The sequence below is a fragment of the Stenotrophomonas sp. STEN035 genome (genome assembly GCF_056759935.1).
Genome location: NZ_JBRRDY010000036.1, coordinates 25449 through 46315, shown reverse-complemented (window position 1 = coordinate 46315; position 20867 = coordinate 25449). Strand labels below are relative to the sequence as shown.

General features: G+C 62.3%; 16 protein-coding genes. 9 read left to right on the top strand and 7 right to left on the bottom strand.

The annotated features are described in order from the left end of the window. Nucleotides 1-63: 63 nt before the first annotated feature. On the bottom strand, nt 64-1257 hold the full coding sequence (locus tag ACVOLL_RS17125; RefSeq protein ID WP_481513986.1) for a GGDEF domain-containing protein: 1194 nt from the start codon (nt 1255-1257) through the stop codon (nt 64-66). Between the two features lie 47 nt (nt 1258-1304). Here ACVOLL_RS17125 and ACVOLL_RS17120 point away from each other — a divergent pair, with 47 nt between their 5' ends. Beyond that, a complete protein-coding gene (locus tag ACVOLL_RS17120; RefSeq protein WP_481513985.1) occupies nt 1305-2459 on the top strand; it encodes a DUF1615 domain-containing protein in 1155 nt (384 codons plus the stop codon). A 361-nt stretch (nt 2460-2820) separates the two neighbouring features. Here the strand turns inward: ACVOLL_RS17120 and fabR are convergent, their stop codons facing one another. Then, nucleotides 2821-3483, bottom strand: coding sequence for an HTH-type transcriptional repressor FabR (gene fabR / locus ACVOLL_RS17115; RefSeq protein ID WP_481513984.1), 663 nt, complete (start codon nt 3481-3483; stop codon nt 2821-2823). 93 nt (nt 3484-3576) lie between these two features. Between fabR and ACVOLL_RS17110 the strand changes: the two genes are divergently transcribed. Together ACVOLL_RS17110 and ACVOLL_RS17105 are read left to right on the top strand one after the other, a co-directional pair. Continuing rightward, the gene (locus ACVOLL_RS17110; protein WP_481513983.1) at nt 3577-4629 is read left to right on the top strand and encodes a ferredoxin reductase; all 1053 of its coding nucleotides are present in this window, start codon (nt 3577-3579) and stop codon (nt 4627-4629) included. A 3-nt stretch (nt 4630-4632) separates the two neighbouring features. Next, nucleotides 4633-5760 carry a fatty acid desaturase family protein gene (locus tag ACVOLL_RS17105; protein ID WP_481513982.1) on the top strand — a complete coding sequence of 376 codons (1128 nt, stop codon included), beginning with the start codon at nt 4633-4635 and terminating at the stop codon, nt 5758-5760. 134 nt (nt 5761-5894) lie between these two features. Here ACVOLL_RS17105 and ACVOLL_RS17100 read toward each other — a convergent pair whose 3' ends face one another. Continuing rightward, on the bottom strand, nt 5895-6833 hold the full coding sequence (locus ACVOLL_RS17100; RefSeq protein ID WP_481513981.1) for an ABC transporter six-transmembrane domain-containing protein: 939 nt from the start codon (nt 6831-6833) through the stop codon (nt 5895-5897). A 14-nt stretch (nt 6834-6847) separates the two neighbouring features. Here ACVOLL_RS17100 and ACVOLL_RS17095 point away from each other — a divergent pair, with 14 nt between their 5' ends. After that, nucleotides 6848-7522, top strand: a complete 675-nt coding sequence (locus ACVOLL_RS17095) for a TetR/AcrR family transcriptional regulator (RefSeq protein ID WP_481513980.1) — start codon at nt 6848-6850, stop codon at nt 7520-7522. Between the two features lie 14 nt (nt 7523-7536). Here ACVOLL_RS17095 and ACVOLL_RS17090 read toward each other — a convergent pair whose 3' ends face one another. Next, a complete protein-coding gene (locus ACVOLL_RS17090; RefSeq protein ID WP_481513979.1) occupies nt 7537-8730 on the bottom strand; it encodes an acyltransferase family protein in 1194 nt (397 codons plus the stop codon). Nucleotides 8731-8884: 154 nt separating this feature from the next. Between ACVOLL_RS17090 and ACVOLL_RS17085 the strand changes: the two genes are divergently transcribed. Then, a complete protein-coding gene (locus ACVOLL_RS17085; protein ID WP_481513978.1) occupies nt 8885-9799 on the top strand; it encodes a LytTR family DNA-binding domain-containing protein in 915 nt (304 codons plus the stop codon). A gap of 70 nt (nt 9800-9869) precedes the next feature. Continuing rightward, nucleotides 9870-10781: a tetratricopeptide repeat protein gene (locus tag ACVOLL_RS17080; RefSeq protein ID WP_481513977.1), complete on the top strand. Its 912-nt coding sequence runs from the start codon at nt 9870-9872 to the stop codon at nt 10779-10781. A gap of 290 nt (nt 10782-11071) precedes the next feature. Here ACVOLL_RS17080 and ACVOLL_RS17075 read toward each other — a convergent pair whose 3' ends face one another. Next, nucleotides 11072-11614: a DUF6630 family protein gene (locus tag ACVOLL_RS17075; RefSeq protein ID WP_481513976.1), complete on the bottom strand. Its 543-nt coding sequence runs from the start codon at nt 11612-11614 to the stop codon at nt 11072-11074. Nucleotides 11615-12150: 536 nt separating this feature from the next. Between ACVOLL_RS17075 and ACVOLL_RS17070 the strand changes: the two genes are divergently transcribed. Next, complete coding sequence (locus tag ACVOLL_RS17070; protein WP_481513975.1) at nt 12151-15012, top strand: VIT domain-containing protein; 2862 nt, start codon at nt 12151-12153, stop codon at nt 15010-15012. A gap of 172 nt (nt 15013-15184) precedes the next feature. Here the strand turns inward: ACVOLL_RS17070 and ACVOLL_RS17065 are convergent, their stop codons facing one another. Both ACVOLL_RS17065 and ACVOLL_RS17060 read right to left on the bottom strand, forming a co-directional pair. Continuing rightward, nucleotides 15185-16531 carry an ABC transporter substrate-binding protein gene (locus ACVOLL_RS17065; RefSeq protein WP_481513974.1) on the bottom strand — a complete coding sequence of 449 codons (1347 nt, stop codon included), beginning with the start codon at nt 16529-16531 and terminating at the stop codon, nt 15185-15187. Between the two features lie 115 nt (nt 16532-16646). Then, nucleotides 16647-17825, bottom strand: a complete 1179-nt coding sequence (locus ACVOLL_RS17060) for a PPC domain-containing protein (protein ID WP_481513973.1) — start codon at nt 17823-17825, stop codon at nt 16647-16649. A gap of 158 nt (nt 17826-17983) precedes the next feature. On the opposite strand from ACVOLL_RS17060, the gene prfB reads away from it, so the two are divergent. Together prfB and lysS are read left to right on the top strand one after the other, a co-directional pair. Further along, a protein-coding gene (gene prfB / locus ACVOLL_RS17055) for a peptide chain release factor 2 (protein ID WP_481513972.1) occupies nt 17984-19109 on the top strand; the annotation gives its coding sequence in 2 pieces (ribosomal slippage) (nt 17984-18058 and nt 18060-19109; 1125 coding nt in all). Nucleotides 19110-19208: 99 nt separating this feature from the next. Next, a complete protein-coding gene (gene lysS, locus ACVOLL_RS17050; protein ID WP_481513971.1) occupies nt 19209-20729 on the top strand; it encodes a lysine--tRNA ligase in 1521 nt (506 codons plus the stop codon). Nucleotides 20730-20867 lie beyond the last annotated feature (138 nt).

Below are 20867 nucleotides of genomic sequence, written 5' to 3'. Positions count from 1 at the left end.
GGCGGGCGTTGGTGCGCCGTGCAGTGAGATGCATGCCAGAGCCAAGCGAGTTGCAGCTTGAGATCAAAGCCTGGCGTGCTGGTTCGCATGAGGGCTATCGATGCAGTGCTGGGATGGACTGGCGATAACCCGGTTGCGTCCTTCGTGCTTGGCTCGGTACACAGCAAGGTCTGCGCGCTCCAGTGCGCTTTCCAGATCATCCGCTGCTGCCACCAGAGTGACGCCGAAACTGGCGGTCATGGTCTGCTTCGCTGGTGAGCAGCGCATCTCGCTGAGGCCGATGCGGATACGTTCGGCAATCCGGATGGCGGTCGGTAGATCAGCGCAGCGCAACAGCAGCACGAATTCTTCACCACCGAAGCGCGCGACCAGATCACCCGGGCGCGTCATCTGCTGCAGCAGTACGCCGACCTGGCGTAGTACGTTGTCACCGGCTGCGTGGCCCCAGGTGTCGTTGACCTGTTTGAAATGGTCGACGTCGCAGGCAAGCAGCGCCCAATGGTTGGCGGGACTGTGCTGCAGGCGCTGGTTGGCGATCTCGAAGAAGGCGCGGCGGTTGAGCAGGAGGGTAAGGGGATCGTGGTTGCGCTCGTGGCGCAGTTCCCCCATCAGTTGCTGGGCCAGCCCGCCCAGCAGCAGAAACAATAGCCACAGATTGAGCAGCAGGTTGAAGGCCAGCATCCACAGCCATAGGCCGGAGCGCGGCAAGCCGCTGCTGGTGAACCAGCCGGCCAGCAACCAGGCCAGGAGGGGCCGCAGAATCGCGTACGCCACCAGCAACAGGTAGGTCCGGCGCAACAGGCGCTCGAAGAGCGTGTCGGGTTGCTCGCGGCCAAACAGCGTTGGCAGTGCCAGCGCAAGCAGCAGACCCATGCCGAGGTTGAGGAAGACGATGCGCGCGCCCAGTACGTCACTGAGTCTGGAGAAGCAGAATAATGCGAACAAGGTAATCAGGCTGATGGCCAGTGCGGCCGGCACCGGCACTCTGCCGCCGGATCTGAGCGCGAAACCCTGCGCCGTGGCCCAGCTTCCCGCACAGTACAAGGCGCCAGTCAGTACCGACCAGGTCGCCATCCGGGCGTTGTCCATCAGGATCTGCGCGGCCAGTGGAAACGCGGTGCAGATATAGCCAGCCGCCAACCACAGCAGGTAGCGGTGTTCGCGCAATGAACGCCAGCCGGCCAGCAGCGCCAATCCCAACAGCAGGGAGGTGGCGGGGACCACAAGCGGGAAGTACTGTTCAGCGGTGGCGCTCAAGGGTCAAGCCACGTTCGGCGGTTTGGACAGGCGAGGGTGCAGAGTATATGGGTACGCAGGCGACATACGATGGTTGGCGCAGCACCTGCGTGGTTTTCCCTCGGCGGTGTGCTGGAGCGACGACGCAGGCACTGCTGGGTCTGCTTGCGGCCTTGGCGTTGGTGTCCTGCAGTACGGTGCCATCGCCTGCGCCGGGAGCATCGGCGCCACAGGTGCGCGATGAGATCGTGCGGCGCATTCCGGCGACCGTCGCTGATCGCGCTGGTTGGGCAGGTGATATCCGCGTGGCCTTCGACGCGCAGCACATCGAGCCTTCGGTCGAGAACATCTGCGCAACGCTGGCGGTGATCGAGCAGGAGTCCGGCTATCGCGCCAATCCAGAGGTGCCCAATCTGCCGCGGATTGCGCGGGGCGAAATAGATCGCCGTGCCGCCACCGTGCATATACCGAAGTTGCTGGTGGATGCAGGTCTGAAGGTGAAGGGCAGTGATGGCTTCAGCTATGGCGAGCGGCTGGCGCGGGTGCGCAACGAGCGTGATCTGAGTGAGTTGTACGAGGAAATCATCGGTCGTGTGCCGATGGGCCAGCGTTTGTTTGCTGGCAAGAATCCCGTGCAGACCGGCGGCGCGATGCAGGTCAGCATTCCGTTTGCACAGGCCAATGCACAGAACTACCCCTATCCGGTGGCGCGCAGCATCCGCGATGAAGTTTTCACCCGGCGCGGCGGCGTGTACTTCGGCATCGCGCATCTACTCGATTACCGGACCCCCTACACGCAGAAGGTACATCGTTTTGCTGACTACAATGCCGGCCGCTACGCCAGTCGCAATGCGGCGTTCCAGAGCGCGGTAAGCACGCTTACAGGTGTTTCGTTGGCGCTTGATGGTGATCTGCTGGTGCCGGGTGCACCTATCGACAAGCCAAGCCAGACTGAACTGGCGGTGCGCAGCTTGGCGCCACGACTGCGCATGGATGAACGTGAGATACGACGCGCGCTTGCGCAGTCGGATCGGTTGGAATTCAGCAACAGCGCGCTGCATTCGCAGGTGTTCGCGCTGGCCGATGCACGTGCCGGAAAGGCCTTGCCGCGCGCACTGATTCCCGGCATCCGCCTGGACAGCCCCAAGATCACCCGGGAACTGACCACCGAATGGTTCGCCAACAGAGTAGACAGCCGCTACCGCCAATGCCTGCAGAGGTAGTGCCGAGCCATGCTCGGCAGGGGCGCTACCGACAGACAGGTTGTGGGAGCGGCGTAAGCCGCGAAGCCGACGCCAATGAGATTGCAGGGGTAACCGTGATCAGATGGAGTATCAGCTTCGCGGCTGACGCCGCTCCTACAAATCCGGATCTGTGGACCGATGCAGATGGTCGCTACAGCCACAGACGCGCCCGTAGTGCCGAGCCATGCTCGGCAAGAGCGTTACCGATAGACAGGCTGTAAGAGCGGCGTAAGCCGCGAAGCCGACGCCAATGAAATTGCAGGAGTAACCCTGATCAGGCGGACCACCAGCATCGCGGCTTACGCCGCTCCCACAACCGCACATAATCGCTTGGCTTGCTTCAGGCCTTGACTGGATGCCGCGCAAGCGCGCGGGCGCCGGTGATGATCATGCGGATCATCTGCGACATTTCTTCGATCAATTCAGGGTCGCGCTGTTCGGGCAGATCGATCGCGCTGCCGCCCATTGCGAACACCAGCCGGGTAATCGCTTTGGCGGCCAGCGCGGGTTCGTGCAGGGTTGCACCATCAAGTGCGGCCAGCCGCACAAGGTCGGCTTTCAGCTCTTCCTCGAAATACTCCAGCTCGCGGTCCACAGCGTGCTTGAACGCGTCCGAGCCGGCAGTGCCTTCACGCAGCAGCACGTGCATCAGGCGGTCGTCGGCGCGCAGCTGCTCCATGAAGGTTTCCACCGACAGGCGGATCACCCCGCGATTGCTGTCGGCCGCGCGCAAGCGCGCCTGGCCGATGATGGTGCGCAGCGAACGACCGGCCAGATCAATCAGTGCAACCGTCAATTCATCCATGTCGCGGAACTGGCGATAGAACGAATTCGGCGCGATGCCAGCCTCGCGCGCAACCTCGCGCAGGCTGAGGGTGGAAACGCTGCGGTGCGGGCCGATAAGGGATAAAGCGGCAGCCAACAGGTCGTCACGCGAGATGGAAGCCTTGCGCGCCGGGTGCAGGTCGTCTTGTGCGGGCAGGGGCTGTTCGCGTGCTGTCATGGGGCTCGGGCCGGTCAGGTGCGTGAATCATAGCCTGTACTGGCAATATACAACTGTATACACAGTCGTATGCTCGGCCGTATAGTGCGCCACATGAGTGCTGTCTACCGCAATACCTCGCCGCCGCCGATCCCGTGGCTGAGTGAAGGCTTCTTTGATTTCTGGTCTTCCCGGCTGCATCCGCTGTGGACGCTGCGGCGGCCACTGGCCAGGTTGGTGGCGCGGCACGCGGCCAGCGCTGATGCTGTCACCCTTGAATTGCAGCCCAATCGCCACTTCCGTGGTGTTCAGGCAGGCCAGCACATCAATCTGGGTGCCGAGCTGGACGGGCGCCTGACCACGCGCAGCTATAGCCCCGCCCTGCTCGAGAATGGCCGCCTTGCGATCACGGTCAAGCGTATCGCCGGTGGCAAGCTGAGCCAGTACCTGTCTGAACAGGCGGTCATTGGCGAGGTGCTCGCGTTGGGTCAGGCCTTTGGCGAGATGCTGCTGCCAGTAGCGCCGGCGCCGAAGCTGGTGATGCTGGCCGCTGGCAGTGGGATCACGCCGATGCGCGCCTTGCTGCGTCAGCTGGATGCGCAGGGCATGCCGGGCTCGGTCGATCTTGTTTACTGGGCGCGTCAGCGCGAGCAGTTGTGCTTCGTTGACGAGCTCAATGCCATCGCCGCCCGCCACCCGTCGTTCCGGCTGCATCTGGCGGTGACCGGGGAGGCGGTAGCGCGTGTGGGCAGCTATGACCTCGACGGTCTCGGCGATCTGGGCGCAGCGCATGTGCTGGCCTGCGGCCCCGGCGGCTTTGTCGATGCCGCGCGCGCGCGCCTGCAGGCCCAGGTGGCGCAGTTCGACAGCGAGGCGTTCAGCGCGCCGCAGCTGGCCGAAGTGGAGCAGGGCAGTGTGCAGATACAGCTGCTCAAAAGCGGGCGCACGCTCACAGTACCGCGTGGCGTTGCCTTGCTGCCTGCGCTTGAAGCAGCCGGCATCAAGCCGGCCAGTGGTTGCCGCATGGGTATCTGCAACACCTGCGTCTGCGGGAAAACCTCGGGCATCACACGCCATACCTTGACCGGCGATTACACCAGCGAGCCGTCCGTTCCGCTCAAACTGTGCGTCAACAGCGCCAGTACCGATTTGACCCTGGAGCTGTAAGTCATGTCTTCCGTGCACAACCGCGTGCTGTCACCCGCCGAGCTGCAGACCTTTGGTGATGAACTCGACGCCGTAAAAGCCCGCCATCAGGCCTTGTTGGGTGCCAGCGATGCGCGCTACATCCGCCGGATCGTGGCAGCCGTGCGTTGGACTGGTGTAGCCGGGCGTGCGCTGTTGTTCCTCGGTGCATTCGTGCACAGCGTGCTGGTGCCGGCGTGGATCGCCGGTGTGCTGCTGCTCGCACTGTCCAAGATTCTGGAAAACATGGAGCTGGCGCACAACGTCATCCACGGCCAGTACGACTGGATGGGCGACCCGCAGCTGCAGGGCAAGACCTACGAATGGGATATCGCCGGCACCTCGGAAAACTGGCGCAAGACGCATAACTTTCGCCACCACACCTATACCAATGTGCGCGGGCTGGACGATGACATCGGCTACGGCCTGCTGCGGATCTTCCCCGAGCAGCGCTGGCATCCGTTTTTCCTGGCTCAGCCGTTCGTGGCGGTGGTGTTCGCGCTGTTGTTCGAGTGGGGTATCGCCATACAGGATCTGCGCATCGGCCGCGTGCTGGTTGGCAAGATGACCCTCAAGCAGCTGTGGAACCAGGCGCGTCCGGTTGGCCGCAAGGCGATGCTGCAGGTCCTGAAGGACTACGTGCTGTTCCCGGCATTGGCTGGCCCGTTCTTTCTGTCGGTGTTGCTGGGTAATGTGGCGGCCAACATCATCCGCAACGTCTGGACCTATGTGGTGATCTTCTGCGGTCACTTCACCGCCGATGCGGAGACCTTCCCCAAGGAATGTATCCGCAATGAGGGGCGCGGCCATTGGTATCTGCGCCAGCTGCGCGGCTCATCCAATCTGACCGGTGGCAAGTTGATGAACGTGATGACCGGCAATCTCAGCCATCAGATCGAGCATCACTTCTATCCGGATATCCCTGCCAACCGCTATGCGGCGATGGCGGTGGAAGTGAAGGACATCTGCGCGCGCTACGGCCAGCACTACAACACCGGCTCGTTGCCGCGCCAGTTCGGCCAGGTGATGTGGCGCATCCTGCGCCATGCCTTCCCGAGCAAGCCGGCGCCGGAACGGCCGTTGGTTGCTGAGCCGCAGGCTGAAGCAAGCTGAGGTACTTGAATCTGCTGATGGTCTGACAAGCGCGACGCACCCGATACGGGTCGCGTCGCGCTCTGGTTTTGGCGTTGTGCTACGCGCCGCTCAGCCCGCAGCTCAGTTCCCGGATGTGGTTGCATCACCTGGGCTTAGCGATCGGGCTGCTCCGATCCAGCCTCTTCCAGGCCGGGATTCACGCGCTTGCCGATGTCTTTCAGCCGAGCGAGTTGATCGACCATCGTTGGACCATCATCCAGACTGGTAACGAAGGTCCAGAGGTAGGTCATCACTGCATAGACATGCCCTGGGGTGACGTCGGTAGTGGTGGCCAGTTGCATCATGGTCAGTGCGAACAAGGCCGCAGCGGCGGTCCCAACCACGAGGAAGGCACCGGCTTCCCTGTCCGACAGCCAGATGCGCAGGCGAGAAAGAACCGTGTAGTGGCGTAGAAGCGTCCCTGCGTTGACCCGTTCGACCATCCGGATCTCATGTTCCAGCCGGTCATTCAGACGCCCATGCAAGCGCTCATTACGGCGCGCGTAGCGGGGAAGAACCGTCATTCCAAGCAGCAGCACCGACAGGGCGGCGATGCCGACCCAGGGCTCGATCACCAGCAGCATGATTGCAGCACCCACCATCGATACCAACGCGGTGGTGATGATCGGCACGTGCTTCTCGAAGAAGTCGACGAATTCCCGGGCCAGCACGACCCGTGCTGCCACCGTGGAGGTTGCCTGCATCTGCTGCCGCTGTGCCAGCACTACGCTGACTGCCAGATCCGCGTAGATCCGAGTGAATACGCGGGTGTCCATCGCCCTGCGCGCGGCGCCTATCAACCAGAACGACAGCACTACCCCTGCATACCAGATGGCCTTGTAGACATCGCCTTTGATGATCGAGTCCACGGCGAATCCGGCGAATAGCGGGTAGGCGAGCAGGAGCGCGTTCTCCGCAGCAACCAGCGACAGCGTCAGACTGATCTGGCCCGGATAGGTCTTCGCAAGAGCAATCAGCGTGCTTGCTGCAGTCTGCTGCCCGATCTGGGTCGCGGGCGCTGAGAGTGGCCCTGAAGATGGAATATGTTTCATGTCGAGGCGTAGATTTGAGCGACCGCTCAATTCTACTTGAGCGATCGCTCAAACGCTTGAGCCGATATGCTTTCCGTTCAGTTCTGCCCAATAGGTGTCGTTTGGCCATTCCATCCCGTCGTGATCAGATCATTGAAGCGGCTTTGTATCTGTTTAGAACGAATGGCTTCGCCAATGTCTCGACACGGGATATATCTGCCCACGCGGGCATTTCGCGCAGCCACATCTATCACTACTTCGCCGACTGGAACGAGCTCCGCCGTGAAGCATTTGCCCGCTTCGCCAACGAGCAGCTTGAGCAGGTGAAGGTAGCGGTCCAACCCCTGGCGGCGGACGAAGCACTCGCTTTCTTTCTGAGCGACTGTTTGCCGGCAACCGACGACGACTCCTGGGTGTTGTGGCTTGATGCCTGGGATGAAGCCATGCATGACGCCAAGCTGTCGGCGACCTATCTGGCCGTAAACCAGCAGTGGCAGGACCTTTTGGCCGGGATAGTGCAACGTGGCGTGGATGCCGGCACCTACCAGTGCGCATCGCCAACGCGGGTGGCCCGGCAACTGTTTGCTTTGGCAATGGGCTATGCCAACGACCTGATGCTGCTGCAATCGGACGATGAGCGCTCAGCGATGGAAAGTGAGCTGGCTGAGGTTGCCTGGCTGCTGCTAGGCACCGCAACGCCACGTGGTTGATTAAAGCCTCCGGCTCACTCCCTAACAGGCTTGGCCAGTGATTGGCCGAGCCTCGCCGCAGGTTGCGTGCGCAGCCCAAACAGTGGCCGCAGCGGTGCGCAGCGCCGGATCAGTTCATAGGCGGCAAGACACAAAGCAAACGTGACCACGATAAGAATGGTGGCCTCGATGCCAGGGTTCAGCTGCAGCGGTTTGAGTTTGTGTGCCAGCACGATAATCACCGTCTGGTGCAGGATGTAGAGCGGGAATACCGCCAGGGTGAGATAGCGCAGCGCCGGGCTGTCGGCCTCGCGCCAACGATAGGCAAAGCCCAGCAAGGTGGCGATCGCGCACCATTGGTCCACCGCCCAGACAACCCGGAGCGCAAGGCGAAGCGCCAGCGGCGGCGGTTGCGCGTCGTTGTAGCCGGCGAAGTACCAGGTGTGGATCAGCGCTGCATAGCAGACGCCTGCCAAGGTCAGTGACAGCCAGCGCAGGCGCTGCAGCGACTCCCAGAAGCGGCTGCTGAAGGCGGCGAGATAACCGATCAGGAACGCGCTGCCGTACTGGGCATGGTTGTACCAGTCATCGGTCAGCGCATGGGTCTGCTCGAAGCGGTTGACCAGCAACAGACGCGCGATGGCCAGGACCGCCACCGGGACAATCAACGCGCCCCAGCCGTTCAAGGTTAGGCCGGTCCATTGGCGCAGGCGCTGCGATGCGGAGCTGGGCAACAGCCGCCACAATAGCCAGGCCAGAACGGTGTAGCTCCACAGATAGGGCAGGAACCAGAGGTGGTTCCAGGTCGGGACGCGCAGGCAGCCGTCGCTGTCGCAGAAGCCGCGGTAAGCGCTGAGATACTTGCCGTAGAACGCCCAGTAGGATTCGTTGTAGCCGCCGGGTAGCTGCTCGACCACTTGATAGTAGGCCTGCGGCGGCACGATCACCGCCATTCCGAACAGCAACGGTAGCAGCAACTGCCATGAGCGGCGGCGCAGCAGGCCGGCAGGTTGGCGCTCGAACATGAAGGCGGTGGCGACGCCGGAGATCAGGAACAGCAGCGACATCCGCCATGGCGAAGTCAGCAGCATGAATGGCTCCGCCGCGATGCTCGCGGCCGGGCTTTTGACGTGCCAGTCCCAGCTCACGTAATACATGCCTACGTGGTAGATCACCAACAGGCCAAAGGCGATTACCCGCAGCCAATCCAGATCGTGGCGCCTGTGCATTGCGTGTCCAGCGGATGAGAGGGCCGTCATTACAGCCCGGGGTGCGCATCCCGTGGGACCGGAAGGGCCGACCTGCTGGGGCGAAGGGACGAGTGGCGGTGATCTGGGGATGGCCAACGACGGCTGCGACCGCCGCGCCGTCTAGAATGCGCGGATGAGCCAAGCCGCATCGCCGACCTTGTTGAATCGCTCCAACCGCTGGCGGCAAAGCATGGAGCTGCTGTTCTGGTTGCTGCTGGTGTTGATCAACTGCAGCGGCAATGCGATCACTACCTGGATGGACGCCAACCGCTCCGGTGCGCCCTCCATGGAATGGTGGGAGCCCTGGGTCTGGGAGTTCTCCAGTGGACTGGTCTGGTTGCTGTTGCTGGTACCAGCCATCGTCTGGTTCAGCAGGCGCTGGCCGCTGCATCTGGACAACTGGCGGCGACGCCTGCCCTGGTACCTGCTGGCCAGTGTGCCGATCTCGTTGCTGCACGTGCTGGCCATGTTCGGACTGAGGATGCTTGCCTATGCCGCGGTCGGCGAGCGCTACCAGGTCGGCGACTGGGTCGACGAGCTGCTATACGAATACCTCAAGGATGTGCGCACCTACGCCGCCATCCTGTTCTGCATCGATGGCTACCGCTTTCTGCTTCGACGTCTGCAAGGCGAGGTACAGCTGCTGGCCGCGCCTGACGAAGGGCCGCCTGTGGAACCCATCGATCATCCCGAGCGTTTGCTGGTGCGCAAGCTGGGCCGCGACTTCCTGATCGCAACGGCCGATATCGAATGGGCTCAGGCTGCGGGCAACTACGTCAATCTGCATCTGCGCGGACACGACTACCCGCTGCGGATCACCATGGCTGCACTGGAGCAGAAGCTGGATGCGGCGTGTTTCGTTCGGGTCCATCGCAGTTGGCTGATCAACCTGGCGCATCTGGTGTCAATCGAACCGCTGGAAGGCGGCGAGGCCTTGCTGCATATGGCCGATGGTAAAGAGGTCGCCTGCAGCCGACGCTACCTGCCGGCGCTGAAGTCGAAGTTGGGGGGTGACAAGGAAGCGCCTGCCTCGGCTTGGGTTGGATAGGAGATGCTGCGGTGCCGGGTCGCTGGCGAAACACGGCACAATGCATGCAACAGGTCCAGGTCGAACATACATGATGCAGAAGTGGGTTCTTGCAGGATATGTGGCGAGATTTGCTCTACCTGCTACCTGGCTTGCTGTCTTCGCTTGTAGTGCCCAAAGCTTTGGCAATGACGATGCAGCCTTGTTGGAGAGGGTGCAGGCAGAGGCACGGGCAGGTAGTGCGAAAGCCGAGAACGATCTGGCATATAGGTATCTTCAGGGCGTTGGTGTAGCCAAGGACGAGGCGCAGGCGGCAATCTGGTATCGCAAAGCCGCTGAGCAGGGCTATGCGCCTGCCCAATCCGCACTTGGTACGCTGTATTTGCGCGGAATAGGAGTGCCGAAAGATGCCGCGCAGGCCATTGTCTGGGTGCGCAAAGCCGCGGATCAGGGCGAGGCGCTGGCACAGTCCGATCTTGGGATGATGTATCTCCAGGGAATGGCCGTAGCCGAGGATGATGCCCAAGCGATTTTCTGGATCCGTAAGGCGGCGGAGCAGGGTTCACCGGCGGGGCAATACAACCTTGCCAGCATGTATCAGAGAGGAGCCGCTGGCCTTGTTAAAGACGACACCGAGGCCATGCGCTGGTACGGCAAGGCAGCTGTGCAGGCCGCCTGGCAACTGGGCGTCAAGCAGTCCCGCCTGAAGCTGTGCGGATATGGCGGAGAAAATGATGTGTGGTGTGCCGAGGTCGATACCCCTGGGGCTTTCGGTCCCGTGGAGGTTCTGACGGCGGCGGCCGAGGGCGGCGATAGCAAAGTGCAGAACACACTCGGGGACATCTATCGCAGAGGCATCGGTGTGCAGAAGGACGAGGCTCAGGCGGTCGACTGGTATCGCAAGGCGGCAAGATTGGGCTACGCGCCGGCTCAGACCATGCTGGGATACATGTATTACGAGGAGCTCGGAGTCCCCAAGGACGTTGACGAAGGCGTGTCGTAGTACTGCGAGGCCGCTGCACAGGGATACTCAGGTGCGCGAACTAATCTCCAAATCCTGCGCACGTACGGGCTGTTCGATCCGGAAAAATGTTCAGTTCGGCTTGCGCGCTGAGCATTGAGTGTTCATGCCTCCGGGACTTGGTTTGTTTGTCCGCAATCTCCGTTTCCGGCCCAATGCAGCCAATCAGTGCCTACGGAACACCGTTCGATCTACAGTGACTGTCACTCCCGCACGGTTTCCGGAGAGTTACCCAGAGCTCCCTAGGGCAACCAGATCGCACAAAAGCACGCTCACTTCGCTATTGCGCCGTAGTAGGGTTCTGATTCGGCTAGCGTAAACAGTTGCAACCCGAGTTCGCTGGCAAGACGCGCAGCCAATTCGATATTCTTGCGCTCAACCGGGAAGAGGAGCGCATCATCGCCCTCGGTCTTCACGTGCCACATGTGGTAACCGTGAAGCGCAAGCCAATCTTCCAATGACTTGAAGGTAGCCGGCATGGATCGGTCTGCAACATCCGGGTCCCAGCGCCAGCGCATGTCTGTTTCTAGCGTCTCCAGGACCCTGTTGATCTGCCATTCGACTTCATCACTACTGCTCCAATCCAGGTAAAGAGATAGCGCGAACTCCACGTCGATACTCGTTCCGGAAGCGAACGCTATAGCTTCCCCCATGTTTCTGTCAGCGGCTTGGATTGCCTGCTGGGCCAGCGCAGCCGCCCGCTCCGCTCCAAGCTTGGAGGCAAGCAGTTCGACTAGTTTTGCAAGTGATACCAGTTGCGACGGGGTGATGGCGTCCTCCTCATCGAAGTCCGGGTAAAAACCTTGGGTTCCCACGGCGTACCTCGGTGCGGGTGGTTCACCCCATAGTGCCTGTTTCATTCGTGACCATAGCCCTCTCATCGCTGTCTTCCAGTATCTGGCGTTCAACACACTTATGCATGTTGGCTGGCGTCGTGGCAAGCTCGTGCAGCTTCCCATGGCTGTAGCGTTGTGCGCCCGAAGCAGACATCCGCTGGCCATCTGTCTGTTGGTGTCTGCAACGTTCATTCAAACAGCACACCCTCCGTAGGCCGGCATGACTCGCACGTTGTGAGTTTCTGCTTCTTGCCGGGGATTCAACCGATCAACGTCGGCTTGTTGATCGGTGTGGATTGGTTCACTAGATCAGCTTCAGTAGTGAACGCGGTTAGCAGACCCGTGTCGCTGAGAGGGTAGCGACCCTTGCCTTTTGACGACGAAGAGATACGGCACAATGCGCAGGGGGCGAGGGGAAAGGCTGATGGGCGTTCGCGGCGCTGGTCAGCACAACCGCTAACCCCGTTCTGGCTGATGGCGCGTTTGATCTTCCAACCCCTGGACGGAGTACTGCGATGAGCCTGGTTATCTGGCGGCGTTGTTGGATGTTTGGCGTGTTGTTGGGCGCGATGACAGCACCCGCTGCCGCGCAGCAGGGCAGGGAGATCATCCGGCCACCGGTCCTTATTGCGGTTTCCAAGGCTGAGCAGCCAATCGAGCTGCGACGGGTGATCATTGACGGTGAGGTACAGGCTGGCGTCGCCCAGACCAGGATCGAGTTGGTATTCCACAACCCCAATCGGCGGGTGATGGAAGGCGAGCTGCAGTTCCCTTTGGCCGAAGGTCAACAGATCAGTGGCTTCGCCCTGGATATTGGCGGGCAACTCCGCGACGCGGTGCCGGTGCCGAAGGAGCGTGGCCGACAGGTGTTCGAGGCTATCGTCCGGCAGGGCCAGGACCCGGCGTTGCTGGAGCAGACCGCCGGCAATCAGTTCCGCCTTCGTGTGTATCCGCTGCCAGCCGGCGGTAGCCGCCGGGTGCAGTTGACCATCCGTGAGGCCATGCCGTTGTCGGGTCAGGCTTGGCAGTGGCGCCTGCCGCTGCAATTCGCATCCTCGGCAGCTGAAGTAAGCCTGCACTTGCGAGCACCGGGTGCCGACAGGCTGGGCCAGGCGCCGTTTCGGCTGATTGCCGGCGGCTTGGATTGGCAGGGCAGCGGCCGGCAATTGCCTGCGCAGCTGCAATGGCAGTTGCCAGCAAAGCCCCAGGCCTCGCTGCAGACGGCGCGCTACGACGGGCAGCACTATCTATTGGCGCAGCTGCCGGTAGCAGTGTCGGCTGCGCGCGGTTTGCCTTCAAAGGTCGGCCTGCTATGGGATGCATCGGGCTCGGCGGGTAAACGTAACCGGGCACGCGAGTTTGCATTGCTTGATCGTTATTTCGCAGCGATGGGCGAGGGCAGCGTTGTATTGACGGTGCTGCGCGACAAGCCGGAAGCGGAGCGTCGCTTCAGTATCCGTAAGGGTGACTGGAGCGCGTTGCGCCGCGTGTTGGAGCAGACGCCGAGCGATGGCGCCAGCGCGTTGGCGTCGTGGACGCCAAAGGCAGAGCTCGGCGAGTATTTGCTGATCAGTGATGGCCTGTCCAACTGGGGCGCAGCAAAGCCACCGACACTGGCAGCAGATCAACGTCTGTTTGCGATCAGTAGCACAGTGGCCGGTGCCGATACCACGCGCCTGCGTGGCTGGAGCGAGGCCAATGGTGGCAGTCTGGTACAGCTGGTGTCCGATGACGTGGCTGCTGCGGCAACTCGCCTGCTGGCGATGCCGACGGCCGTGGAAGTTGCGCCGGCAGCAGGGCTGCACGACGTAGTGGTCGATCGCCGCAGTCTGGAGCAGGGCTGGTTGTGGCTGTGTGCACGCGCCGATGCTGCATCGGCCGAGCTGCGCTTGCGGATCAATGGTGGTCAGTGGCAAACGTTGAACATCGCTCCCGGCAACGTCGATGGCGGCTTGATGGCCGGATTGTGGGCGCAGGCGCGCTTGCAGCAGTTGGCGGCGGACCCGCGCGGTAACCGCGAGGCGATGCAGTTGCTGTCGCAGCAGTTCGGCATGGTCAGCGAGGGCAGTTCCTTGCTTGTGCTGGATACGATAGACCACTACCTGCGCTACGCCATCCGGCCGCCGGCAGCGCTGCGGGCAGAATACGACCGACGTTTTGCCCGCCAGGTTGCCGATCGCGAGGCCGCGCGCAAGACCCATCTTGATCAGGTGGCCGAGCAATGGCAGCAGCGCCAGGTGTGGTGGGACAAGCGTTGGCCGAAAGACTCGCCGTTGAAGGTGGCACAGGCTGCCAAGTTGGCAAGACACCGTTCGAGTGGCGCGCCGGCACCAGTAATGGCGATGGCACCACCGCCGCCTGCACCGGCTGCAGCAATGGTGGCGGAGTCCGCTGTGGTCGCGGACAGTTTCAGGGTCGCCGATAGCGCTGTCGCTGCTGCGGAAGCTGACGAGCAGATCAACTCCGGCGCGGTGCAGATCAAACTCGCGGCATGGGAGCCGGATTCACCGTTCGCGCAACGCCTGCGCAAGGCACCTGCCGGAGAGTTGTACGCGTGGTATCTGGACGAGCGCGAAGCCAATGCCAACAGCAGCGCGTTCTTCCTGGATGTGGCCGACATGTTGTTCGCTGCCGGTCAACGCGAACTGGCATTGCGGGTGCTGTCCAATCTGGCCGAGATGGAGCTGGATAACCGGCATCTGCTGCGGGTACTGGGTTATCGCCTGATGCAGGCAGGCGAGCCGGGTCTTGCGGTACCGGTGTTCGAACAGGTGCTGGCGATGGCCGAGGACGAGCCGCAGAGTTTCCGCGATCTGGGTTTGGCGCTGGAGGCGGCAGGGCGGCTGCAGCAGGCGGTCGATCCGCTCTACCAAGTGGTGCAGCGACAATGGGATGGGCGATTCGATGGCGTTGCGCTGATCGCGTTGGATGAGTTGACCAACCTGATCGCACGCGGTGGCACGGCGCTGGATGCAGCGCAGGTTGATCCACGCTTGCGTAAGGCGATGCCGCTGGATCTGCGCGTTGTATTGGCCTGGGACGTGGACAACAGCGATATGGATCTGTGGGTGACCGATCCCAATGGCGAGCGTGCCTACTATGGCAACCGCTTGACCTATCAGGGCGGGCAGATGTCGCAGGATTTCACCGGTGGCTACGGGCCCGAGCAGTTCTCGTTGCGCGATGCCAAGCCTGGCATCTACAAGGTGGAGGCCAACTATTTTGGCAGTCGTCAGCAGTTGGTGACTGGTGCGGCTACTTTGATGCTGCGCTTGAGTACCCATTGGGGTACGCCGAAGCAGAAGGATCAGGCGGTGACCATGCGCCTGCAGGACGCCACCGATACCGTGTTGGTGGGTGAGTTCGAAGTGCGTTGAGTCAGTTGCTGCGCCAATCTGCGCTTTGTTTGTGGGAGCGGCGTAAGCCGCGAAGCAAACAATGCGTCAGTATGAAGGATTGGCAGCGCCAGCTTCGCGGCTTACGCCGCTCCCACAAAAAAAGAAAAGCCCGATGCCAGAGCGCTGGCATCGGGCTTTTGGTAACGCTCGCTTACTTGCGACGTGCCAGCAGGCGGTAGCTGCCGGTGGCGTTCGGATCGAAGCTGTGCGCGAACACAATGTAGCGGCCGGCTTCCAGGTCGATTTCCAGATTCGGATCCAGACTGGAGTCGCTGTCGTCCTGCTGGGCGACCTCTTCACCATTGCGCATCACGGTGATCATGCCATCCAGGCTCGAGGAGCCGGCTGTCATGCTGATCACGTACTTGCCCTTGCGCGGAATCTCCAAGGTGTACATGTCACGGTTGCCGGCGCGCAGCTGGCCTTGGACTTCGCGGCCGATCTTCAGTTCGGGGCGGATCGGGCCATCGGGCGCGGCTGCCGTGCCGGTAGCCAGCTGGAACACACCGCCACGGCTGTTCACCGAGCGCACCGAGACGTTGTACTCGCCTGCGTCCAGCACCTGGCTGATGCGCGAATTGACTCCGCCGCCGCCATCATCGTCGCTGAGGGTGATGTCGCCGCCCTGCAGGGTGAGCATGGTGTCCAGATCCTTGCCGCTGGCATCGAGTTGCACACGGCGACGCTCCGGCAGGTTCAGTACGAAGCTGCGGGTGTCGTCAGCACTGATGAAGCCGCTGACAGTGCCTTCCAGCGGCAGGCTGGTGCCGTCATTGAAGACCAGGCCTTCCGGGAAATCAGCCTGCTCTACGCCAAGGTAGAAAGCGCCGGAAGCTTCGCCCAGACCGCCGGCGGTCAGCGTGTAGCGGCCCGGCTGCAGCGGTGCGACCAGACGTGAGTTCAGATTGCTGCCGCCGTCATCGTCTTCCAGGTTGAGGCCGTTGCCGCTCAATTCCAGCCGTGCGTCGAACTCGGTGGATTCCAGGTCGATCGTGTACAGACCAGGTTTGTCGACCTGCAGGACGAAGGTCTTGTCGCCGTTGCGCAACCAATCGGTGACTCGGCGGCCTGCGGTAAGCGGCTTGCCGTCATAGGCGACGATGGGTTCGGCCGAGAGCTGGAACGGGCCGAAGGCGCGCGCATCGGCACCGCTGACGGCGACCAGGTACTGGCCGGCCTTGTCGGCGCGCATGCTCAGGGTGGCGCTGCCTTCGCGGCCGGCTTCGGTGCGGGACACCAACACGTCGCGGTTGAACACGGCCAGCGCACCGTTGAGTGCGCCTTCCAGCTTCAGCGATACCGCCTGGCCGGCGCCCATCTGCAGCGAGAACAACTGGCTGCGGGTGCCGTCGCTGTAGTTGACCGGGCTGGAAGAGGTGATTTCGCCGGAGACATCGCCATTGATGGCGAGCGGGCGGGCCGGGCCGGCGGCATACGCGGGGGCATGAACGGCGGCGGCAATGGCAAGGGACAGCAGTCCGGCTGCAAGTCGCTTCACTTGAACTCCTTTAGGTGGGAAGCAGGGGGTAGGCAAAGAACGGCCACGCTGCCTGCGGGGGCAGGCGGCGTGGCCGTGTGCCCACCACGCCGGCTGGCGCGATGGGCGGTGTGGCTTATTGGATGACGGCTGCTGCTGCGTCGGCTGCAGCGCTGGCGGCCTCTTCGGCAGCATCCTTGCGGTTGCTGTTGGCAGGGGCGGCGACATCGCCGCCACCGAGGTCGGTGGTTTCCAGCTCGAACACGCCTTGCTGGCTGCCCAGGCTGGTGACCGCAACGATGTAACGGCCTGCACGCAGGTTCAGGGTCAGCTGGGCGTTGGTGCCGTTGCCGCCGTCGTCGTTCTCTTCATCAACACCGGGGCCGGTGATGTGCAGCACCGAGTCGAAGCCGTCGGCGATGGCATCGAACTGGATGTGCTTGGGCGCGTCCAGATTGAGCACGAAGGTGCGGCGGCCACGCGAATCCATCATCGACTGTGCGGTCTGGCCTACGGTCAGCGCAGTGCCATCACGGGTAACCAGGCCATTCTCGGTCGGGGTCAGCTTGACGTTGAGCTTGAACGAGCCGGTGTTGCCATTCACCGAGGAGGCAGCGACGGTGTACTCGCCCGGTTCCAGGTAGGTACGGATGCGGGCGTTGAGATTGCCGCCGTTGTCATCGTCTTCCAGCTCGACGTTGCGGCCATTCAGGCGCAGGTAGGAGTCAAATGCGCTGGACTCCAGGGTGATGGCGTACAGCCCAGCCTTGTCGACCTTGAATTTGTATTCCTGCTTGTCACCCATCAGCCAGTCGGTGATTTCGCTGTCGGCGCCAAGCGGCTTGCCGTCGTAGGGGACGACCTTGGCGCTCTTGAGCTTGAACGGGCCAAACGCGTCGGCGCTGGCGCTGTTGACGGCGACCAGGTAGGTGCCGTCCTTGGGCGCGCGGAAGGCCAGGTTGACCGAGCTGGAAGAGTCGCCTTCGCTCATCCCCGAGGAGGAGGCATTGGCAATCATGTTCTGGCCGTCGAATACCGCCAGCTGGCCGCTGAGCGATCCGCCCAGTTCCAGCGAGACGGCTTCGCCGCTCTTCATGGTCACTTTGTAGCCCTGGTGACGGCTGCCGTCGTTGTAGTTCAGGCTACTGGAGGAGGTGATCTCACCGGAAACCGTTTCGCCGACGGTCAGGTTCGGGGCTTTGTCAGCACCGGTGGCGGCAATGCCGCCCAGTTTCTGGCAGGCGGTCAGCGCCAAGGTCATGGTGATTGCAGCGAACAGGCGAGCGTGTCTGGCGTTCAAGCTTAGGTCCTTCATGGTCAGAAATGTCTCCATTTCCCGTCTTCGCGGGTCAGGGGACGATTCTAACGTTAAGTTGTGTCTATTCAGCGAGAAGGGCCTGTCTGTCTGAATAGCCAATGCCAGCCCCGCCTGGATGCTAGAATTGGTCGCTTGTCTGCCTCACTAGACCGACCATGATCGAACTCAATCCCATCCGCCAGCGAATCACCGATCTGACTGATCGCGTGCTATCGCTCAGGGGGTATCTTTGACTACGACGTCAAGAAAGAACGTCTTGAAGAAGTAACCCGCGAACTCGAAAACCCGGACATCTGGAACAACCCGGAGTACGCCCAGACCTTGGGCCGTGAACGCTCGATGCTGGACAAGACCGTCACCGGTATTGCCAACGTACTGGACGGCCTGTCCGAAGCCACCGAACTGCTTGAGCTTGCCGAAAGCGAGCAGGACGAAGACACCGCGCTGGCCGTTGTGGCTGACCTGGACAAGTTCCAGGCGCACATCGAGAAGCTCGAGTTCCAGCGCATGTTCTCCGGCGAGATGGACAGCTGCAACGCGTTCGTCGACATCCAGGCCGGTGCCGGTGGTACCGAAGCCCAGGACTGGGCCGAAATCATGCTGCGCATGTACCTGCGCTGGTGCGAATCGCGCGGCTGGAAGACCGAGCTGATGGAAGTGTCCGGCGGCGACGTCGCTGGCATCAAATCGGCCACCTTCCGCGTCGAAGGCGAATTCGCCTACGGCTGGCTGAAGACCGAGATCGGCGTGCACCGGCTGGTGCGCAAGTCGCCGTTCGACTCGGACAACCGCCGACACACCAGCTTTACCTCGGTATTCGTGTCGCCGGAAGTCGATGACAACATCGAAATCGACATCAACCCGGCCGACCTGCGCACCGACGTGTACCGTTCCTCCGGTGCCGGTGGTCAGCACGTCAACAAGACCGAGTCGGCGGTGCGTATCACCCACATCCCGACCAATACCGTGGTGGCCTGCCAGATCGGCCGCAGCCAGCACCAGAACCGCGACACCGCGATGAAGATGCTGGCCGCCAAGCTCTATGAGCTGGAAGTGCAGAAGCGCAACACCGAGCGTGACGCGCTGGAAGCGACCAAGTCCGACATCGGCTGGGGCAGCCAGATCCGCAACTACGTGCTCGACCAGAGCCGTATCAAGGACCTGCGCACCGGCGTTGAGCGTACCGACACGCAGAAGGTGCTGGACGGCGACCTGGATGAGTTCATCGAGGCCAGCCTCAAGTCCGGCTTGCAGGCCGGCGCCAAGCGCAGCGACGCTTGATCCGGAATGGCCCTGCACGGGCCATTCCCTTGTTGTAGGGTGCGGTCTCACCAGACGGTGGCCGCGCCTGGTTATCCCCCCCAAATAGAAAACAAAGCCATGACCGAACAGACCCCTGAAACGCAGCAGCTCCCCGTCGACGAGAACAGCCTCATCGCCGAGCGCCGCGCGAAACTCACGGCGCTGCGCGGGCAGGGCGTCGCCTACCCGAACGACTTCCGTCGCGAAGACTTCGCCGGCAAGCTGCAGGCCGAGTACGCCGATGCCGAGACCTGGACCGGCGAAGCGCTGGAAGCCACTGGCCGCACGGTGAAGATGGCTGGCCGCTTGATGGCCAAGCGCATCATGGGCAAGGCCAGCTTCGCCCAGATCCAGGACGAGAGCGGCCGCATCCAGCTGTTCCTGCAGGCCACCGCGCTCGGCGACATCTATGCCGCGTTCAAGGGCTGGGACGTGGGCGACATCATCGCTGTCGAGGGCGGCCTGACCCGCACCAAGACCGGCGAGCTGTCGGTCAAGGCGACCAGCATCCGCCTGCTGACCAAGTCGCTGCGCCCGCTGCCGGACAAGTGGCATGGCCTGGCCGACGTCGAGCAGCGTTATCGCCAGCGTTACGTCGACCTGATCGTCACCCCGGAATCGCGCGACGTCTTCATCAAGCGCTCCAAGATCATCCGCGCCATGCGCGCATGGCTGGACAACCGCGACTTTCTCGAAGTCGAGACGCCGATGATGCATTACATCCCCGGCGGCGCCACGGCCAAGCCGTTCACCACCCATCACAACGCGCTGGATATGCAGCTGTACCTGCGCGTTGCGCCGGAGCTGTACCTGAAGCGTCTGGTGGTTGGCGGCCTTGAGCGCGTCTACGAAATCAACCGCAACTTCCGCAACGAAGGCGTCAGCACCCGCCACAACCCGGAATTCACCATGATGGAGCTGTACGAGGCCTATGCCACGTACAACGAAGTGATGGACCTGACCGAAGGCGTGATCCGCGATGTAGCGCAGAGCGTGCTCGGCACCACCGTGGTGGAATGGGATGGCGTGCAGATCGATCTGGCCCCGGCGTTCCGCCGCTGGCGCATGGACGAAGCGGTACGTCACCACAACCCGGAAATCACTGCCGCCGACTGCACCGATCGTGATGCGCTGCTGCGCCATTGCGAACGCCTGAAGATCCGCGTCAAGCCGAGCTACGGCTGGGGCAAGCTGCTGCTGGAGATCTTCGAAGCAACGGTCGAGCACACCTTGATCCAGCCGACCTTCATCACCGATCACCCGGTCGAAGTCTCGCCGCTGGCCCGCGCCAGCGACAATGACGCTGGTTACACCGATCGTTTCGAACTGTTCGTCAACGGCAAGGAACTGGCCAATGGTTTCTCCGAGTTGAACGACCCGGAAGACCAGGCCGCACGTTTCCAGGCCCAGGTGGAAGCCAAGGACGGTGGCGACGACGAAGCCATGCATTACGACGCCGACTATATCCGTGCGCTGGAATACGGCATGGCACCGACCGGCGGCCTGGGCATTGGCATCGACCGTCTGGTGATGATGCTGACCGGTCGTGCGTCGATCCGCGACGTGCTGCTGTTCCCGTACATGCGTCCGGAAGCCTGATCCAGCACGCTCTGGCTGCAGCCGGAAGAACCAAGGCCTTCCCGTAACCGGGAAGGCCTTTTTGTTTCCGAACTGTAGTGCCGAGCCATGCTCGGCAGGGGTCTTACAAGCGAAAAGCTGCCCTCACCCCGCCCCCCG